Below are 17,646 nucleotides of genomic sequence, written 5' to 3'. Positions count from 1 at the left end.
CCACGCATTCACAGGAGGAGACAACATGCCAGTTCAGAGCAAAAATGCCAGGCATCACCCCACGCTGCGACGCGTCTGCGCCGTCGCCGCGCTGGTCTGCGCGCCGGCCGCCATGCCGGCGCACGCGGCGGAATTTCCCGATCATCCGATCAAGCTCGTGGTGCCGTTCCCGCCGGGCGGCCCGACCGACCTCGTCTCGCGCGTGATCGCCAAGAAGATGTCGGAAGACCTTGGCCAGCAGGTGGTGGTGGACAACCGCCCCGGCGCCAACGGCAATATCGGCGGCGAGATGGTCGCCAAGGCGCCCGCCGATGGCTACACGGTGCTGTACAACACCTCGTCCATCGCACTGAGTCCGGCGCTGTACAAGAAGCTGCCCTACGACGTGAAGCGCGACTTCGCGCCGGTGGCGATGACCGCCATGGTGCCGCTGGTGCTGGAGGTGAACGCGAAGGTGCCTGCGAACACCGTGGCCGAGTTCGTCAGCTGGCTCAAGGCCAACCCCGGGAAGATGACCTACGGGTCGGCCGGCAACGGTAATGTCACGCATCTGGCCGCTTTCCTGTTCCTGCAGGCCAACGGGCTGGACGCGGTCCACGCACCCTACAAGGGCAGCGCGCCGGCCCTGACCGACCTTGCCGGCGGGCAGGTGCAGTTCATGACGGACACGATCAACTCGTCGCTGCCGTTCATCCGCGACAAGCGCATGAAGGCGCTGGCGGTGACCAGCCTCACGCGCAGCTCGCAACTGCCGGACGTGCCGACCGTGGCCGAAACCGTCATGCCGGGCTTCGAGGTGGGCGCCTGGCAGGGCATGATGGTCCCGGCCAAGACGCCGCCCGAGATCGTCAAGAAGCTCAATGCCGCCACGCTGAAGGCGCTGGCCGCGCCCGAGGTACGTGCCAGCCTGGCCGCGCAGGGCGCCGAGCCGCGCGGGACCAGCCCCGAGGCCTACGGCAAGTACGTGGCCCAGGAGCTGGATCGCTGGCGCAAGGTGGTCAAGGATTCCGGCGTCACGCTGGACTGAAACAGGAGTTCGATGTGAGTGCGCTGTTCGCAACGTTCCAGCTCACGGCGCTGCCGCCGCAGGCTGCGGCCTTCCGTGCCGAGGTCAAGGCCTTCCTCGCCGAACATCTGCCCGCGCTGCCGCCCGATGTGCGCGCGCGCTCGTGGATGGGCTTCGACGCCAGCTTCAGCCGTGCGTTGGCGCGGCGCGGCTGGGTGGGGATCACGCTGCCGGCGGCGTACGGCGGCGCCGGGCTCGACGCCTTTTCGCGCTTCGTGCTCGTGGAGGAGCTGCTGGCATGCGGCGCGCCGGTCTCCGCGCACTGGATCGCGGACCGGCAGAGCGGGCCGCTGATCCTGCGCTACGGCAACGACGCCCAGCGCGCCTTCTACCTGCCGCGTATCTGCCGCGGCGAGGCGTTCTTCTGCATCGGCATGAGCGAGCCGAACGCCGGTTCCGATCTCGCCAGCGTCAGCACGCGCGCGGTGCCGCTGCCGGAAGGCGGCTGGCGGCTGAACGGCCGCAAGATCTGGACGACCAATGCCGACCGCTGCCAGTACATGCTGGCGCTGGTGCGCACCTCGGGCGAGGTGGGCGACCGCCAGAAGGGCCTGTCCCAGGTCATCGTGGACCTTGCCGCGCCGGGCATCACGATCCGGCCGATCCACGACCTGGCTGGCGACGCGCATTTCTCGGAAGTGAGCTTCGAGGATGTGACCCTGCCGCCCGATGCGCTGGTGGGGCAGGAAGGCGCGGGCTGGGAGCAGGTCAACGCGGAGCTGGCTTTCGAGCGTAGTGGCCCGGAGCGGCTCTATTCGAGCGTGGTGCTGCTCGATGCATGGATTGCCGCGCTGCGCCGGCTGCCGTCGATCCGGCGCGACACGGTCACCGTCGGGCGGCTGGTCGGCCGGCTCGCCACGCTGCGCGCGATGTCGCTGGCGGTGACGGCGCGGCTCGCCGCCGGGGAAAGCCCGCTGGTGGAGGCCGCGCTGGTCAAGGACCTCGGCACCGAGCTGGAGCAGTCGGTGGGCGCGCTGGCCGAAGCGGCGCTCGGGGAGGATCCGGAACTGGCCGCCGACACGGCGCTGTATCGCACGGCGGCCTACGTCAGCCAGATTTCGCCGACCTATTCGCTGCGGGGCGGCACCCGCGAGATCCTGCGCGGCATGATCGCGCGCGGGCTTGGCCTGCGCTGAAGGAGTTTCGAGATGGATAACGCCTATTCCGACGCGCTGACGGCCCTGCTGCGCGACCACTGCACGCCGGCGCATGTGCGCGCCGTGGAAGCGGGGCAGGGCGCGGCGTCGCTGTGGAACGTGCTGCGCGACAGCGGCTTTGCGGACTGCCTGCTGCCCGAGGACGCCGGTGGCGCGGGGCTCTCGCTGGCGGACGTCGCCCCGCTGTTCTTTACGATGGGCTGGCACGCGATGCCGTTGCCGCTGGCGCAGACGATGTTCGCGCGGGCGGTGCTGCACCGGGCCGGCATCGAATTGCCGGAAGGGCCGATCGCGCTGGCGACGTTTGACGGCGCGCCGCGTACCCATGCGCCGGGTGGGGCGACTGCCGCGTGGTTCGTCGTGCAGGACGGCGGTCAGGGCGCGCTGGTCGCCCGCGAGGCAGCGGACGTATCCGAGACCGGCGTGCACGGCGACCTGACGGTCTCCATCGGCCGCTCCCCGTCAACAACCTTTCCGCTGGCGCCGGGGCTGCTGCGCACGTTGGGCGCCTGCCTGCACGCCGCGCAGATGGCCGGCGCGATGGCGCGCGTCTTCGACATGACCTTGCAGTACGCCAACGACCGCGCGCAGTTCGGGCGGCCTATTGGCAAGTTCCAGGCGATCCAGCATCAGGTCAGCGTGATGGCCGAGCAGGTGGCGGCGGCGCGCGTGGCGGCGCAGATCGCGTGCGCGTCGGACGACGCCTGGCCGGACCGCATGCGCGCAGCGGTGGGCAAGCTCAATGCCAGCGAGGCGGTGACCCCGGTGACCGGCAGCGCCCACGCCGTGCACGGGGCGATGGGCGTGACCGAGGAATACGACCTGCAACTGTTCACGCGCCGCCTGCACGCGTGGCGGCTGGCCGATGGCTCGGAGCGCTACTGGGGCCGGGAGATCGGCGAAGCGGCGTGCGCGGCGGATGCCGGCACGGTCGACCTGATCCGGTCGTGGAGTACCGACGCGGCTTGACCCCGGACTTCGCTTGAGGTGCCCGCCCTCTCCCCCGGCCCCTCTCCCGGAGGGAGAGGGGAGGAACACCGCCGGTTTGCTCCCCTCGCCCGCTTGCGGGAGAGGGCCTGGGGAGAGGGGAGGAACACCGCCGGTTTGCTCCCTTCGCCCGCTCGCGGGAGAGGGGCCGGGGGAGAGGGGCAGCGCGTCAAACTGACGGCACGGTCTCGCGCATCGACACACGCTGGTCGAATGTGGCAAACCACTGTGCCAGCGCTGGCGCCTGCGCGCGCCAGTCACGTTCCTGAAAGCGGAAGTCGAGATAGCCCAGCGCGCAGCCGATGGCGACATGCCCGAGCGATACGGCTGACTCGCGCAAGGTGGCCGCTTCGCCGTCGAGCACCGCCAGTGTCGCCGCCAGCTTGGCGGCCCAGGCATCAAGGATGGGTGCCGATTGCTGCGCCGTCGGGCGTAGCCGCTCGTTGCGCCACAAGACCAGCAGATCGGTCAGCCCATGGCCGATGCCGTGCCAGCGCAGCGCGCGCAGGCGGGCCGCGCGCTCCTGCGGCACCAGCGCCGAGCCGGCAGCGAGGTATTCGCAGATCAGCGTCGATTCGGACAGCACGCCGCCGTCCTCCAGCACCAGCGTCGGGATCTTGTTGAGCGGGTTCACGCCCATCACGTCTGCGTTGCAGGCGGTCATGGCCACCACGGCGTCCGTGCAGCGGATGCGGTCGGCGATGCCCAGTTCGTGCGCGGTCACCATCACGCGCCGCACGAACGGCGAGCGGGGCGACCAGTACAGCGTCATCGTGCTCATGTCATTCTCCGTGGATGTTGTGTTCCTTGACCACGCGGCCCCACTTGGCGGTGTCGTTGCGGATCAGCGTGGTGAACTCGGCGGCGCTGCCAGGGGCGGGGACCAGACCAAGTTGTTCAAGGTTTGTGCGCACGCCGGGGTTGTCCAGCGTGCGGCGCAGGGCCTCGTTCACGCGCTTCACCACATCAGGCGGCGTGCCGGCTGGCCCCATCATCCCGTACCAGTTGCTGGCCTCTACGTTGGCGATGCCCAGCTCGCCGAGCGTCGGCACATCGGGCAGGAAGCCGAGCCGCTTCGGCGCCGCCACGCCAATCGGCCGCAGCCGCTTGCTGGTGATGAACGGCATCAGCCCGGACGCATCGCCAAAGAACGCATCCACCTGACCGCCGAGCGTGTCGGTGATGGCCGGTGCGGCGCCCTTGTAGGCCACGTGCAGGAAGTTCACGCGCGTGGCTGCCTTGAACAGCTCGATGGTCATATGCGGCATGCTGCCGACGCCGGTGGAGGCCAGGCTCGGCGGCTTGGCCGCCTGCTGCGCCTGCTTGACGAATGCCGCAGCGTTGGCGGCGGGCGCGTCGGGCTTCACGACCAGCACTTCGGGCGTGTTCACCACCAGCGAGATCGGCGTCAAGTCCTTCTGCGGGTTGTAGGGCAGGCTGGCGTAGAGCGACGGGTTGATGACGATGGCCCCGGCGCTGGTCAGGAACAGCACCGAGCCATCGGTGGGCGACTTCGCCACGAAGCTCGCCGCGATGGCACCGTTGGCGCCGGGGCGGTTGTCGATGACGACGGTCTGCTTGAGTTCGAGTTCCAGCTGGCGCGAGATGGCGCGCGCCAGCGAATCAGCAGGGCCGCCGGCCGGGAATGCGACAACGAGCCGCGTGATGGGCGCCGCGTGGGCGACGGGTGCAGTGGCAAGGGTGGCCAGCGTGGCCAGCGTGGCCAGGGCCGCGAGCGCGAACGCCGGGGCAAGCATGCGGATGCGCATGGGGGTCTCCTCCAGATTGACAGGGTCGGTGGCGCGCGGGTCTAGCCGCCCACGGCGCCTTGCGTGTTGACGTACAGCGAATAGATCGACGTGCAGGACGCCATGAACAGCCGGTTGCGATGCCGCCCGCCGAAGCAGAGGTTGGCGCAGCGCTCGGGCAGCGAGATATGGCCGATGGCCTCGCCCTGTGGCGAGAACACGCGCACGCCGTCCAGTTCCGGCGTGCCCATGCCCCAGCCGCACCAGAGGTTGCCGTCCACGTCCACGCGGAAGCCGTCCGGCGTGCCGGGGCCGGCATCGACCAGCACGCGCGACTCGCCGAGCCGGCTGCCGTCGCCGCTGACCTGGAAGGCGCGGATGCGGCGCGGGCGGGCGCGCGATTCGATCACGTACAGCGTGGATTCGTCGGGCGAGAAGGCCAGGCCGTTCGGCCCGCTGACGTCGTCGGCCATCACGGTGGCGGTGCCGGTAGCGGGATCGAAGCGGTAGATGCGCTCCGGCTGCTCGGCTTGCGCGCGCTCGCCCTGGTAGTAGCCGGCGATGCCGAACGGCGGATCGGTGAACCAGATCGAGCCGTCGGACTTCACCACCACGTCATTGGGCGAGTTGAGCGGCTTGCCGTCGACGCTGTCAATCAGCACCGTGATGCGCCCGTCATACTCGGTGCGCGTGATGCGGCGGCCACCGTGCTCGCAGGTGATCAGGCGGCCCTGGCGGTCACGCGTGTTGCCGTTCGCATGGCCGGAGGGCGCGCGGAACACGCTTACCGCGCCGGTTTCTTCCTCCCACTTCATGATGCGGTTGTTCGGGATATCGCTCCAGAGCAGGTAGCGGCCATCGCCGAACCAGACCGGGCCTTCGTTCCAGCGCCCGCCGGTGGCGATGCGCTCCACGGCGGCCAGCACCAGGCGGTAGTGCTCGAAGGCGGGCTGCAGGACCTGGACGGCGGCGTCCGGATAGCGGCCGATGGGCATGCGGTCGTTGTCGTGCATGGGGGTTCCTGTGTCAGGCATAGAGCCGGGCGGGGTTGTGGCGCAGCACGGCGTCGGCGGTGGCGGCGTCGCCGCACAGCGCGCGAATCCAGGCCAGCAGTTGCGCCTCGTCGGGCCGGGGATAGCGGATGTTCGGGTGCGGCCAGTCGGTGCCCCAGATCGCGCGGTCCGGCGCGGTGTCCAGCAGGGCGCGCGCCACGCGCACGGCATCGAGATAGGGCGCGATGCCGTCGGTGATGCGGTCAGGCCCGGAGAGCTTGATCCACAGGTGGGGCAGGGCGAGGGTCTCCTGGAGCCGCGCGAAGCTGGCATAGGCCACGCCGTCGCGCGCCTGCACGCGTGCCATGTGGTCGATCACGAGCGGTACGCCCAGCGGGGCCAGCACCGCGAGCGCGCCCAGTACATCGTCGATCTGGCCGTGTAGCAGCGCGTGCCAGCCGTACGGGCGAATCCGCTCCAGCACGGCGCGCATCTGGCCCATGTCCGGCGCGCCGCCGAGGTGGGACATCAGGCCGAGGCGGATGCCCCGTACACCGCGCGCCGCCATGTCGGCAAGCTGGGCTTCGTCGATATCGGGATCGATGGTCGCGATGCCGCGATAGGTGCCATCGGCCGTATCCAGCGCGGCAAGCAGCGCGCTGTGATCGTTGCCATAGCAGGCGCCCTGCACGATCACGCCATGGGCGATGCCGAGCGCGGCGTGGATCGCCCGGATCTCGGCAAACGGCGCGGGCGGCGGCGTGTAGATGGGGTTGGGTGGCAGCGGATGGGCGTCGTAGGGGCCAAAGATATGGAAGTGGCAGTCCCAGATGCCCGAGGTGCTGGCGGCAGAAGTCGGCATATTGGTGTCAGTCGGAGCGCGCGCCGGTTTCCTTGACCACGCGGGTCCAGCGCGCATATTCGTTGCGGATCAGCGCGCCGTACTGCTCTGGCGTGCCGCCGGTGGCTTCGGCGCCCTGCGCGTGCAGCGCGGCGAGCGTGTCGGGGTCCTTCAATACGGCGGCCACCTCGCGGTGAATCCGTGTAACGACGGTAGTGGGCAGGCCGCGCGGCGCCACGATGCCCTGCCACGTGCCGGAGTCGAACCCGGGCGCGATGGTTTCGGCCAGCGTGGGCACATCGGGCAGCACGGAGACGCGCCGCGCCGTGGTGGCCGCAATCGCGCGCAGCCTGCCGTCCTGGATGAACGGCAGCGCGGCGTTGAGGCTGCCGGACATCATGAAGTCCAGCCGGCCGGAAAGCAGGTCTGGCAGCGCGGCGGCGTTGCCCTTGTAGGGGATATGGTTGAACTGCGTGCCCGTGCGCGCGGCAAACAGCACGCTGGTCAGGTGGTCGATGGTGCCGTTGCCGGACGAGCCGAAGCTCATCTGCCCGGGCCGCGCCTTCAGTTGTGCGAGGAAGTCCTTGGGCGTGCGGATCGGCGAGGCGGCGTTGACGATCACCACCAGCGGCACCGTGGCCACGTACGCCACCGGCGTGAAGATCTCGGTCGGATTCAGCGCGGGCTTCTGGAACAGCGCCGGCGAGATGGCGATCGACGAGCTGTTGTAGAGCAGCGTGTAGCCGTCCGCGGCGGACTTGGCGACCTGCTCCGCCGCGATATTGCCGCCCGCGCCGGGCCGGTTCTCGACCACGACCTGCTGGCCCAGCCGCTCGCCAAGCTTGCGCGCGATCACGCGGGCGATGATGTCGGTGGGGCCGCCCGGCGAGAACGCCACGACCATGCGGATCGGCTTGTCGGGGTAGGTGTCGGCCTGGGCGGCCTGCGCGAAAGAGGGAAGGCCGAGGCTGGCCGCCAGGAACGTGGCCAGCAGGATGCGTCGCCGGGAAGCGGCGGCGCGCGGTGTCGATGCCATGAGCGGGTGTCTCCTCTATCTGTTTTTATATGCTGCTCAGTCGCAGCGCACGCTCATCCCGCCATCGACAACGATCTCGGTGCCGGTGACGAAGCGTGCTTCGTCCGAGGCGAGGAACAGGGCTGCGTTGGCGGTGTCGCGCCCGTCGCCCATGAAACCGAGCGGGATGCGGGCCTGGCGCTGGGCCAGCAGCGCGTCCACGTTGCCGCCGGCGCGCTGGCCGGCCAGGCGGGCTTCGACCATCGGCGTATGCATCTGGCCGGGAATCACGGTGTTCACGCGTACGCGTTTCGGGGCGTACTGCACGGCCACCACGCGCGAGAACTGGATCACGGCGGCCTTGGCCGAGGCATAGCCCACCTGCGCGGCGCCAGTCCAGCGGATGCCGGAGGTGGACGCGGTGTTGACGATGGCGCCGCCGCCCTGTGCCTCCATGTGCGGCAGCACGGCCTTGCAGGTCAGGAACACGCTCTTGAGGTTGAAGTCGAGCTGGGCGTCCCAGGTCTCCTCGCTCAGTTCCACGGGGCCGCCCTTGGCCGAGCCGCCCACGTTGTTGACCAGCACGTCCACCCGGCCGAAGCGGGCGATACAGGCATCGACCATGGCGTTGACTGCGGCGGCGTCGGTCACGTCGCAGCAATGGGCTTCCACGTCGCCGTCGATGGCGCGCACGCGCTCCAGGGTTTCGGCCATGGCGTCGGCGCTCTTGTCCACAGCGAAGATGTGCGCGCCTTCCTCGGCAAACCGCACGGCAACGGCGCGGCCGTTGCCCCAGCCCGGGCCGACGCAGCCCGCGCCGGTCACGATGACGACTTTGCCTTCGAGTCTCTTGGACGATGTGGATGACATGTTTCGGGATTCCTGTTCAGAGCGGATCGAGTTCGCTGGGCGTGCCTTCGGGCGGCACCACCTCGAACGCGTTGATGGTCATCGAGATCAGCGTGTAGTAGCCGGCGAGGCCGACGAGGTCCACCACGCCGTCCTGGCCGAGCACGTCGATGGCGTGCTTGTAGAGCGTGTCGGGAATGCGGCGCGTCTGGTCGAGGCTCTGCATCACGGCATGGACCACGGCCTCGTCCTCGTTGGCGAAAGCCGGGGTGCGGCCGGTGCGGATGGCTTCGACCACCTCAGGCGGCACGCCGGCCTTCAGCGCCAACGGCTTGTGGGCGTACCACTCGTACTCGGCGCGCCAGGCGCGGGCCATGCAGAGGATGGCCAGCTCGGACAGGCGCGGCGGCAGGGAGGAGTCGTAGCGGCAGTATTGGCCCAGCGCCTGGGCGGTGGCGGCGAGCTGGGGGCGTTGCAGCCAGACCGCCAGCGGTCCGCGGACGCCACCGCGCGGGCCGCCGGCAATGGTGTCGTGCACGGCGCGCTGGGCAGGGGTCATGGCGTCCAACGCCAGGGTGGGGATGCGGGGCATTGCGCCTGTCTCCGGAATTGTAGGGTTGTCTTGGAATCCGGCCATTGTGCAAATGGCGTTTGGATGCGTCCAATATATTTTTGGGAACAGACTGATTCCAAAATAGAATGACTGGCGCCGCTGTCCGGTGGCGCACGCAAGGGGGCGGGAAGCATGAAAGCGACGATGGAGATTCGGGACCTGCGCATGTTCATGGCGCTGGCGGAGGAACTGCATTTCGGCCGCGCGGCGGAGCGGCTGCGCATCTCGCAGCCGCCGCTGACCAAGCACATCCAGCAGCTCGAGGAACAGCTCGGCGTGATGCTGTTCGACCGCAACAAGCGCAGTGTGCGGCTGACGCCGGCCGGCGCGGCGCTGGTGCAGGAGGCGCGGCGCATCCTGAATCAGGCCGAGGTGGCCTTGCAGGTGGTGCGGCGCGCACAGCAGGGCGAGACCGGCACGCTGCGCATCGGCTTCGTGGCGGCAGTGGTCTACATCGGCATCGAGGCGCTGTTCGCCCGGCTGCATCGCGAACTGGCGGGCGTGGAAACGGTGTGGGAGGAGATGGGCTCGTCAGAGCAGGTGGAGGCGCTGCGCAAGGACCGCATCGACCTGGGCTTCGCGCAGGTGCCGATGGGGGTGGGCGAGATGGCGGCGCACCTCGTGGCCAGTGTGCCGCTGGCGGCGGCGCTGCCCGCCACGCACCGGCTGGCCGGTCGGGCGAAGATCGACGTGGCGGCGCTGGCCGACGAGCCGTTCATCGTGATTCCCCGGGAGAGCGCGCCGGGCTACTTCGACCTGACGGCGGCCACCTGCCTGGCCGGCGGCTTCAGCCCGAACTTCCGCCACTACGCCAAGCACCTGCTGTCCGTCATCAGCCTGGTGGCGCTGGGCCGGGGCGTGGCGCTGGTGCCGCGCACGCTCGGCACGGCGGCGGTGCCCGGTGTGGTGCTCAAGCCGCTCACCGGGGCGCCGGCGCACGCGCAGTACTCGGCGATCTGGCATCCGGGGAACCCGTCGCCGGTGCTGGCGCGTGCGGTGGAATTGCTGGGGGCGGGCGGCCTCAGATGATCGTATCGACCACGCCGCCATCCACCCGCAGCGCCGCGCCGGTGGTGGCCGATGCCTGCTTCGAGCACGCGTAGACGATGATATTGGCCACTTCCTCCACCGTGGCCGCGCGCTGGATCAGCGACGAGCTGCGGTGCGCCTTGACGAAGTCGGCCGCCACTTCCTCGGCGCTCTTGCCGGTCTTGGCAATCTCGTCCTTGAGCATTGCCTCCACCCCTTCGGACAGCGTCGGCCCCGGCAGCACCGCGTTGACCGTCACGCCGGTGCCCGCCAGCCGCTTGGCCAGCCCACGCGAGATGGCCAGCTGGGCGGTCTTGGTGACCCCATAGTGGATCATTTCCACCGGGATATTGATCCCGGACTCCGACGCGATGAACACGATCCGGCCCCATTTCCGGGTGGCCATGCCTTGGGCGTAGGCGCGCGAGAGCCGCACGCCGGTCAGCACGTTGACGTCGAAGAAGCGCGTCCATTCGCTGTCGGGGATGTCGAAGAAGTCCTGCGGCTGGAAGATGCCGAGGTTGTTCACGAGGATGTCGAGGTCGGGATGGGTGCCGACGAGCTTGTCGCACACCGCCGCATCGACCAGATCGCCGGCAAAGCCTACCGCCTGGGCGTCTGGCACGGCGGCTTTCAGCTTGGCCAGCGCCTGTTCCACGCTGGCGCTGCTGCGGCCGTTGACGATGACGCGCGCGCCGGCCTCGGCGAGCCCCTTGGCCGTGGCAAAGCCGATGCCGGCCGTGGAACCCGTGACGAGGGCGGTCTTGCCCGATAGATCGATCTTCATGGCGACTCCATTCAACTGGGTGGAAAGAAAGGAACGGGCCCCGCGCGGGGCAACCCGACAAGTGTAGGAGGAAATGAAAAGGGCCGCGTTGCCGCGGCCCTTCCGTCACTGAGTCACTGGCTGTCCGGTATTAGTGGAACAGCTTCAGCGCCTGGGTGATGGTGTTGGACACCCCCCAGACCAGCGGCACCAGCACATAGAGCCAGAACACCGCCAGCAGACCCGTATTGGTCGGTTGCGCGTTGAGAGATTGGTTTTCCATGGATGACTCCGTTCTAGATACTTAGTGCGCGCCGCCCGCCACACCGGCCATGCCGGCCACGTCGGCGTCGCTCATGTGGTGCTTCTCGCTGACGCGCGAGACCAGCAGGTTGGCCAGGAAGCCGATAACCAGCAGGGCGGCCATGATGTGCAGCGTCATCGTGTACGCCGCGCCACCGGTCACGCCGTGCGCCACCTGGTATTCGCGGATGTAGTTCACCAGCACCGGACCGGCGATGCCGGCGGCGGCCCAGGCGGTCAGCAGACGGCCATGGATGCCGCCCACGTAGGCCGTGCCGAACATGTCGGCCAGGTAGGCCGGGATGGTGGCGAAGCCGCCGCCGTACATCGACATGATCACGCAGTAGGCCAGCACGAACAGCGCGATGCTGCCGGCGCCACCCAGTTGCGGCACCAGCCAGTACAGCACGGCACCCAGCGCGAAGAACACGAAATAGGTGTTCTTGCGGCCGATCCAGTCCGACGACGAGGCCCAGAAGAAGCGGCCGCCCATGTTGAACAGCGACAGCAGGCCCACGAAGCCCGCGGCGGCAGCCGGGGTGACCGAGCCCTTGAAGCTTTCCTGGATCATCAGCGAAGCCTGGCCGAGCACGCCGATGCCGGCGGTCACGTTCAGGAACAGCACCACCCACAGCAGGTAGAACTGGGGCGTCTTCAGCGCCTGGTCGATGTGCACGTGGTTACGCGTGATCATCTTGTTGGTGGTGACCGGCGGGGTCCAGCCAGCGGGCTTCCAGCCGGGCGGCGGGACGCGGATGGCCAGCGAGCCGATGGTCATCGAGATGAAATAGCCCACGCCCATGACCAGGAAGGTCTGGGTCACGCCGACCGAGGTGGCGCTCTTGAAGGTGTTCATCAGCGCCACGGACAGTGGCGCGGCGATCATCGCGCCGCCGCCGAAGCCCATGATGGCCATGCCGGTGGCCATGCCGCGGCGGTCCGGGAACCAGCGGATCAGCGTGGAGACCGGCGAGACATAGCCGAGGCCGAGCCCGATCCCCCCGAGCACGCCGTAGCCGAGGTAGAGCAGCACGATCTGGTGCGTATAGACCCCGAGGGCCGAAACCAGGAAACCGCCGCCGAAGCAGCAGGCCGCCGTGAACATGGTCTTGCGCGGGCCCACGCGTTCCAGCCATTTGCCGGCGAAGGCGGCGGAAATGCCGAGGAAGAAAATGGCCAGCGAGAAAATCCAACCCAGCGTGGTCAGTTTCCAGTCGTCAGCCGCAGATTCGGTAATACCGATGACCTTGGAAAGGGGGGCATTGAATACCGAGAAAGCATAGGCCTGGCCAATGCAGAGGTGCACCGCCAGCGCGGCGGGCGGGACCATCCAACGGGAAAATCCCGGTTTGGCGTAGGTCGCTTCCTTGGAAAAGAACGGCGCTCGCCCGTAGGACGGGCTGCCACCATCGTTGATCACGCTGCTCATGTTGAACATTCTCCGGGACATGGGAATACCGGGTAGTTCGTCCCCACTGGCCTGGCGCGCCCGGCTGCTCTGGCGGCAGCGCGGTTGACCCCGTCACGCCCTGGACGAATTACCCCCAGAAATGTCGGTGCCCCCGGGCTTTGAGAGGGTTTGTGGCCCCGGGGCGGTCCGACAATTACTACACGGTGGAAACGGGGGCCGCACACACCGGACGTGCGTGCGCAACGGACCTGGGGGGTCCGGCATCGAGGGCGAAGGAAGGCGTGCTGCGTCCCGTTTCGAAATGACTCATTTGGATTTCCAGATTGGGGCGTGCAATATATGTCGCGAATAACATATATCACCGTGGAAAATATTATTCGCCGAACCTTATCCGCCCTTATTCAGGACTTCAATAGGCTAAAGATGACATATTCCCGTTGCGCGTGAATTGCGGGCGTTGATCGGGAATTGGACTGGATGGTGCCCTGGGGGCGTGGGATTTTTGCCACATGACCGGGCCACCCGGCAGTGCGGATGGCCCGGGTACATCAGGACATCAACCCAGCTTGACGCTGGTGGCATCCGCGGTCAGGTAACCGACGGCGGAGCCGAACTTGTCCTTGTAGTTGGCACGCACGAGCGGATCGAGCGTGGTCTTCACGCCGGCGGGCATGGTGCTGATGAATTCACCCGCGTGCTGGAAGTTGCTCATGATGTAGGTCCAGCCGTTGAGTTCGTCCACGGCGTGCAGGCCCGTCGACTCGCCGCCAGACGGCACCGACATCAGGCGGCTCAGCTTCTTCGTATCGATGTTGTACGCCCACAGGAAGTTGTTGGCGTGCTGGCCGCTGTCTTCGCCGATGAACAGCGTGCGCAGCTTTTCCGAGAACTTCAGGTTGTCCGGGTTGCCGATCGTTTCCGGATCCGCCGTGTTGCCCAGCGCGTCAGCGGCGATGTCCTTGCCGGCGATCAGCGCCTTGGTGTGCACCGGCACCCATTCGCTGCTGATGGCAGCGCCGCTGGTGTCGGTCTGGCCACCGGTCAGGTTGTGCTGCATCACCACGCCGGCCTTCAGCGCGGCCGGCACGCTGATGTTGCTGGCGGCGTTCCAGCCCTTGGCGTTGTTCAGCACCATCGAGTCCTGAACGTTCTGCAGGGCGGAATAGGCGATCTTGTCCTTGATGTTGACCGTGGTGCCTTCCATCTTGGTGAAGCCCATGCTGCCGCCGGCCAGGTAGGCGTAGCGGTGGGTTTCCAGGAACGCGGCGACGTGCTCCTTGCCCGGCACGACCTTGACCCATTGGGCAATGCCGTTCGCGAAGATCTTGGTGTAGCTGGCGTCCACCGGGTCCGCCCACTTCACGTCCATGATGTCCTGCGGACGGTGCGACTTGGCCATGGCTTCCACTTCGGCGCTGGTGGCGTGGCCGAGCTTGATCCAGGTCAGCGCGGCGCCAGCGGCGGCCGGATCGACCGAGAAGCCCGAACCCACCTTCGCCACGTACAGCGTGCCGGCGGACAGGTCCTTCTCCTTGTCGGCGATGAACATGAACATGGCGCTGTTGGTGGCGTCATCGCCCATCAACACGGTGCGGTTGTCCGGCATCACCTGCACGAGTTCGTGCGAGATGCGGCCCAGGCAGTAGTGCTTCTTGATCGAGCCCGTGCCGTCCGCGTTCACCGTGACTTCCGGCAGGTGGCCGTACAGGTACGGGTTCAGCGGAATGCTCGCGTTGCCGTACAGGTTGGTGGAGTACTTGGCGTACTGCGCGATCAGGGCGGCGTCCGTGGTCCACGGGTCCGGCTCGTACTCTTCGCTGGAAAGGTGGGTGTTCCACGGCGACAGGCTCGCGCCGCAGGTAATCCACAGGCCGTTGGCGCTGGAGGTGTCGACGTTGTGGTACTTGACCAGCGACAGCTTGCCGGTGGTCGGGTTCTGGTCGAGCGTGAGGATGGCGATCGGCGACGGCAGGCAGCCGTAGGTGCTCACGCCGGCCTGGTCGGCCGTGTTGTATTCGAACTGGACCACGGCGAACACGGTGTTGCCGGTCACGCCGGCCACCTTGGCGCCATCGATCTTCAGCAGCGACGTGCCGTCCGGCGAGTCGGAGAAGAACTGGCGTTCCTTGCCGGCCACCGAGACGTCCGTGATCGGCTGGTTATTGATGTTGACGTAGCCGCCGGCCAGGATCTTGCCGCCGTTGCCGTCAGGCACCTGGTCGCCGGTGATGAAGAACGGCTGGTAGGCCAGCTTGTAGGTCTGGCTGGTGCCGTCGCTCATGGTCACCTTGAGCGACGAGCCCACCGTGGTGGTGGACATCGCGGCCGGATCGGCCAGCGTCGGCGCGGCCATGCCCGTGAATTCGGCGGAGGCGAACGTCGCGGGGGTGGCGCCCGGCGTGGCGGGCGTGTTCGGCGTACCCGGCGTGGCAGCGTCGCTGTCGCCGCCGCAACCGGCCAGCAGGGAAATGGAACCCATGCCCAGCGGCAGCATCGGCGCGCCGGCGAGGAGTTTCAGGGCCTTGCGGCGCGATGCGTTGAGTTTGTCCAGCATTTTCTCGTCCTTTTTTGTGTGGTCGGCAACCCGATGGCAAGGCTCGCCATGTCGCCGAGTGGGAACGACCTCTAATCGTTCAGGCCGGACGCCATGCTATGAACGGAGTGTGACAAGGTGTTGAAAGCGCAATAACCATCACTTGATTGCGCACCCGGGGCGTCGCAAAAGTGCAAAAAAGGTGGGCGATCATGGTCGCCCCAAATGTCTCTCAACCTGGAGTGCCGGGTATGCATTGATGTACAGACATGATGTAACGAAACCGTCATTTGTGATCGCTAGTATCTGCCCCGGCAAGTCGCCGCCGGGACAACAGAAGCCCGGCGGTCTCCCTGACAACTGGAGGTCTCTACTCATGTCGTACATCACCGATAAGTTCCGCGCCCCGCGCCGCGAAGCCCAGGGCTCGGTCACCGTGCCTGGCCAGACGCTGGAGGAAATCGTTGCCGCCAACCCCGAGCGCCGCAAGGTGCTGCGTGGCGGGCTGGGCCTGTCGCTGCTGTCGGCATTCGGCAGCGGCAGCCTGCTGGCGGCCTGTGGTGGCGATGATGATCCCGCTCCGGCTCCCGCGCCGGCGCCGGCTCCTGGACCCGGCGCGGCCCCAACGCCGACCCCGGTGCAGCCGCTGGACTACAGCATCAACTTCACGCCGGTGGCCGACAAGGTGACCGCCGACACCGTGACGCTGCCGACCAACTACTCGTATACCGTGCTGTTCTCGGCGGGCGACCCGGTGGAAGCGGGCTCGGTGGGCTACACGGGCGCGTTCCAGTCGTCGGCCGAAACCGAGCGCCAGGCCGGCGGCAACCACGACGGCATGCACTACTTCGAGATCCCGGGCACGGACCCGCAGAAGGGCGGCCTGCTCGTGATGAATCACGAAGCCATGGATAGCGCCATCCTGTTCCCGGGCTCGTACAACGCCGGCACCGCCACGCCCGAGCAGAAGCGCCTGGCGCTGTCGTCGGTTGGCGTGTCCGTGATCGAGGTCGAATTCGTCGCCAACGCCTGGCAGGTCAAGAAGAATTCGACGTACAACAAGCGCTACACCGGCAACTCGCTGTATCGCGTCTCCGGCCCGGCCGCCAGCGTGGTGGGCGGTACCGTGGTCGGTACGCTGAACAACTGCTCCAGCGGCCACACGCCGTGGGGCACCTACCTGACCTGCGAAGAAACCACCGATAACTACCTGGACCCGACGCAAGCCGAGGAAGGCTACGGCTGGGTGGTGGAGATCGATCCGCTGCAGCAGATCTCGGGCATGCCGGTCAAGCGCACCGCCATGGGCCGCTTCGACCATGAGAACACCGCGTTCATGACCGATTCGAGCAATCGCGTGGCGTTCTACATGGGCGACGATGGCACGCCGGGCTGCATCTACAAGTTCATCCCGAGCGCCGCTTTCGACGCGACCAATCGCCTGAACAACGCCAGCCTGCTCGACAACGGCACGCTGTACGTGGCCAAGTTCAATGCCGACGGGTCGGGCGACTGGATCGAACTGACCCAGGGCAAGAATGGCCTCGTGGCGGGTGCCTCGGACCCCGGCAATTTCACGCAGTCGGTCGTGCCGCCGGCGCCGGTGGCAATCGACTTCAATACACAGGCCGACGTGCTGATCAACACCAAGGCCGCCGCGCGCGTGGCCGGCGGCACGCTGATGGACCGCCCGGAGTGGATCACGGTGGGCCTGGACCGGACGATCTACTGCACGCTGACCAACAACGGTGGCCGCCAGGTGACCGACGCGGCCAACCCGCGCGTGACCAACTCGCACGGCCACATCGTCCGCTGGAAGGAAACCGGCGATTCGCCGCTGGCGGTCAAGTTCACGTGGGAAATCCTGCTGCTGGCCGGCGACCCGTCCATCGCGGCGGCGAACCTGAAGGGCAACATGGTGGGCGACACGTTCTCGAGCCCGGACGGCATCCGCGTGGACCCGAAGGGCCGCCTGTGGGTGCAGACCGATGCGGGCACGGGGACCAGCGTGACCAACATCTTCGGCGCCAATTCGATGCACTACGTGGATCAGGCCACGCGCGAGGTGAAGCGCTTCCTGGTCGGCCCGCACGGCTGTGAAATCACCGGTCTCGCGTACACGCCGGATCTGACGACGTTCTTCGTGAACATCCAGCATCCGAACGACAAATGGCCGAGCGCCAGCCTCCCGGCACGCTCGTCCACGGTCGTCATCCGGCACAACGAAGGCAAGCCGATCGGCGCCTGATACAGGCGCACGGGCGGCATAGTGGGTGCCGCCCGATCGGCACATTGACACGCCGCGGTCCGCAGGGATCGCGGCGTTTTTTTAGGTT

The 17,646-nt window shown here is 67.7% G+C and carries 16 protein-coding genes; 5 read left to right on the top strand and 11 right to left on the bottom strand.

Annotated features, from left to right (window positions below):
* Positions 1-25: 25 nt before the first annotated feature.
* The 3 genes from AC1DFU_RS09215 to AC1DFU_RS09205 are packed head-to-tail and all read left to right on the top strand — an operon-like array spanning position 26 to position 3,192.
* Entirely contained in the window at positions 26-1,027 is a 1,002-nt protein-coding gene (locus AC1DFU_RS09215) for a tripartite tricarboxylate transporter substrate binding protein (RefSeq protein WP_092294682.1), read from the top strand.
* Positions 1,028-1,041: 14 nt separating this feature from the next.
* Positions 1,042-2,202, top strand: coding sequence for an acyl-CoA dehydrogenase family protein (locus AC1DFU_RS09210; RefSeq protein ID WP_092294684.1), 1,161 nt, complete (start codon positions 1,042-1,044; stop codon positions 2,200-2,202).
* Positions 2,203-2,214: 12 nt separating this feature from the next.
* Positions 2,215-3,192 (top strand): acyl-CoA dehydrogenase family protein, encoded by a 978-nt coding sequence (locus tag AC1DFU_RS09205; protein WP_441592796.1) that lies wholly within the window; start codon positions 2,215-2,217, stop codon positions 3,190-3,192.
* Between the two features lie 187 nt (positions 3,193-3,379).
* Here AC1DFU_RS09205 and AC1DFU_RS09200 read toward each other — a convergent pair whose 3' ends face one another.
* Genes AC1DFU_RS09200 through AC1DFU_RS09170 form a run of 7 tightly spaced genes read right to left on the bottom strand, consistent with a single transcriptional unit; the run spans position 3,380 to position 9,247 of the window.
* On the bottom strand, positions 3,380-3,991 hold the full coding sequence (locus AC1DFU_RS09200; protein ID WP_441592795.1) for a glutathione S-transferase family protein: 612 nt from the start codon (positions 3,989-3,991) through the stop codon (positions 3,380-3,382).
* A gap of 1 nt (position 3,992) precedes the next feature.
* Positions 3,993-4,979, bottom strand: a complete 987-nt coding sequence (locus tag AC1DFU_RS09195) for a Bug family tripartite tricarboxylate transporter substrate binding protein (protein ID WP_441592794.1) — start codon at positions 4,977-4,979, stop codon at positions 3,993-3,995.
* Between the two features lie 41 nt (positions 4,980-5,020).
* Positions 5,021-5,971: an SMP-30/gluconolactonase/LRE family protein gene (locus tag AC1DFU_RS09190; RefSeq protein ID WP_092294688.1), complete on the bottom strand. Its 951-nt coding sequence runs from the start codon at positions 5,969-5,971 to the stop codon at positions 5,021-5,023.
* 13 nt (positions 5,972-5,984) lie between these two features.
* Positions 5,985-6,812, bottom strand: coding sequence for an amidohydrolase family protein (locus AC1DFU_RS09185; RefSeq protein WP_441592793.1), 828 nt, complete (start codon positions 6,810-6,812; stop codon positions 5,985-5,987).
* Positions 6,813-6,819: 7 nt separating this feature from the next.
* Entirely contained in the window at positions 6,820-7,827 is a 1,008-nt protein-coding gene (locus tag AC1DFU_RS09180; protein ID WP_092294692.1) for a Bug family tripartite tricarboxylate transporter substrate binding protein, read from the bottom strand.
* Positions 7,828-7,863: 36 nt separating this feature from the next.
* On the bottom strand, positions 7,864-8,676 hold the full coding sequence (locus AC1DFU_RS09175) for an SDR family NAD(P)-dependent oxidoreductase (protein ID WP_092294694.1): 813 nt from the start codon (positions 8,674-8,676) through the stop codon (positions 7,864-7,866).
* Between the two features lie 16 nt (positions 8,677-8,692).
* The gene (locus AC1DFU_RS09170) at positions 8,693-9,247 is read right to left on the bottom strand and encodes a carboxymuconolactone decarboxylase family protein (RefSeq protein WP_441592792.1); all 555 of its coding nucleotides are present in this window, start codon (positions 9,245-9,247) and stop codon (positions 8,693-8,695) included.
* A gap of 153 nt (positions 9,248-9,400) precedes the next feature.
* Between AC1DFU_RS09170 and AC1DFU_RS09165 the strand changes: the two genes are divergently transcribed.
* On the top strand, positions 9,401-10,297 hold the full coding sequence (locus AC1DFU_RS09165) for a LysR family transcriptional regulator (protein WP_177219917.1): 897 nt from the start codon (positions 9,401-9,403) through the stop codon (positions 10,295-10,297).
* Here AC1DFU_RS09165 and AC1DFU_RS09160 read toward each other — a convergent pair.
* From AC1DFU_RS09160 to AC1DFU_RS09145, 4 genes are all read right to left on the bottom strand, one after another.
* Entirely contained in the window at positions 10,290-11,084 is a 795-nt protein-coding gene (locus AC1DFU_RS09160; protein WP_092294700.1) for an SDR family NAD(P)-dependent oxidoreductase, read from the bottom strand. The two genes, AC1DFU_RS09165 and AC1DFU_RS09160, sit on opposite strands and share 8 nt — an antisense overlap.
* Before the next feature lie 130 nt (positions 11,085-11,214).
* On the bottom strand, positions 11,215-11,346 hold the full coding sequence (locus AC1DFU_RS09155; RefSeq protein WP_092294702.1) for an MFS transporter small subunit: 132 nt from the start codon (positions 11,344-11,346) through the stop codon (positions 11,215-11,217).
* Between the two features lie 21 nt (positions 11,347-11,367).
* The gene (locus AC1DFU_RS09150; RefSeq protein WP_441592791.1) at positions 11,368-12,795 is read right to left on the bottom strand and encodes an L-lactate MFS transporter; all 1,428 of its coding nucleotides are present in this window, start codon (positions 12,793-12,795) and stop codon (positions 11,368-11,370) included.
* 538 nt (positions 12,796-13,333) lie between these two features.
* Positions 13,334-15,331, bottom strand: coding sequence for a PhoX family protein (locus AC1DFU_RS09145; RefSeq protein ID WP_092294704.1), 1,998 nt, complete (start codon positions 15,329-15,331; stop codon positions 13,334-13,336).
* Positions 15,332-15,686: 355 nt separating this feature from the next.
* Between AC1DFU_RS09145 and AC1DFU_RS09140 the strand changes: the two genes are divergently transcribed.
* Positions 15,687-17,558 carry a PhoX family protein gene (locus tag AC1DFU_RS09140; protein WP_441592790.1) on the top strand — a complete coding sequence of 624 codons (1,872 nt, stop codon included), beginning with the start codon at positions 15,687-15,689 and terminating at the stop codon, positions 17,556-17,558.
* The last annotated feature ends 88 nt before the right edge of the window (positions 17,559-17,646 follow it).

The organism is Cupriavidus sp. 10L45, assembly GCF_056395225.1.
This window is presented reverse-complemented; position numbering and strand designations above follow the sequence as displayed.

Excerpts from the sequence above, each read along its gene's own strand:
- AC1DFU_RS09160 (WP_092294700.1), bottom strand. The coding sequence starts at position 11,084 with ATGAAGATCGATCTATCGGGCAAGACCGCCCTCGTCACGGGTTCCACG.
- AC1DFU_RS09175 (WP_092294694.1), bottom strand. The coding sequence starts at position 8,676 with ATGTCATCCACATCGTCCAAGAGACTCGAAGGCAAAGTCGTCATCGTG.
- AC1DFU_RS09170 (WP_441592792.1), bottom strand. The coding sequence starts at position 9,247 with ATGCCCCGCATCCCCACCCTGGCGTTGGACGCCATGACCCCTGCCCAG.
- AC1DFU_RS09185 (WP_441592793.1), bottom strand. The coding sequence starts at position 6,812 with ATGCCGACTTCTGCCGCCAGCACCTCGGGCATCTGGGACTGCCACTTC.
- AC1DFU_RS09150 (WP_441592791.1), bottom strand. The coding sequence starts at position 12,795 with ATGAGCAGCGTGATCAACGATGGTGGCAGCCCGTCCTACGGGCGAGCG.
- AC1DFU_RS09165 (WP_177219917.1), top strand. The coding sequence starts at position 9,401 with ATGAAAGCGACGATGGAGATTCGGGACCTGCGCATGTTCATGGCGCTG.
- AC1DFU_RS09205 (WP_441592796.1), top strand. The coding sequence starts at position 2,215 with ATGGATAACGCCTATTCCGACGCGCTGACGGCCCTGCTGCGCGACCAC.
- AC1DFU_RS09155 (WP_092294702.1), bottom strand. The coding sequence starts at position 11,346 with ATGGAAAACCAATCTCTCAACGCGCAACCGACCAATACGGGTCTGCTG.
- AC1DFU_RS09190 (WP_092294688.1), bottom strand. The coding sequence starts at position 5,971 with ATGCACGACAACGACCGCATGCCCATCGGCCGCTATCCGGACGCCGCC.
- AC1DFU_RS09140 (WP_441592790.1), top strand. The coding sequence starts at position 15,687 with ATGTCGTACATCACCGATAAGTTCCGCGCCCCGCGCCGCGAAGCCCAG.
- AC1DFU_RS09200 (WP_441592795.1), bottom strand. The coding sequence starts at position 3,991 with ATGAGCACGATGACGCTGTACTGGTCGCCCCGCTCGCCGTTCGTGCGG.
- AC1DFU_RS09145 (WP_092294704.1), bottom strand. The coding sequence starts at position 15,331 with ATGCTGGACAAACTCAACGCATCGCGCCGCAAGGCCCTGAAACTCCTC.
- AC1DFU_RS09215 (WP_092294682.1), top strand. The coding sequence starts at position 26 with ATGCCAGTTCAGAGCAAAAATGCCAGGCATCACCCCACGCTGCGACGC.
- AC1DFU_RS09195 (WP_441592794.1), bottom strand. The coding sequence starts at position 4,979 with ATGCGCATCCGCATGCTTGCCCCGGCGTTCGCGCTCGCGGCCCTGGCC.
- AC1DFU_RS09180 (WP_092294692.1), bottom strand. The coding sequence starts at position 7,827 with ATGGCATCGACACCGCGCGCCGCCGCTTCCCGGCGACGCATCCTGCTG.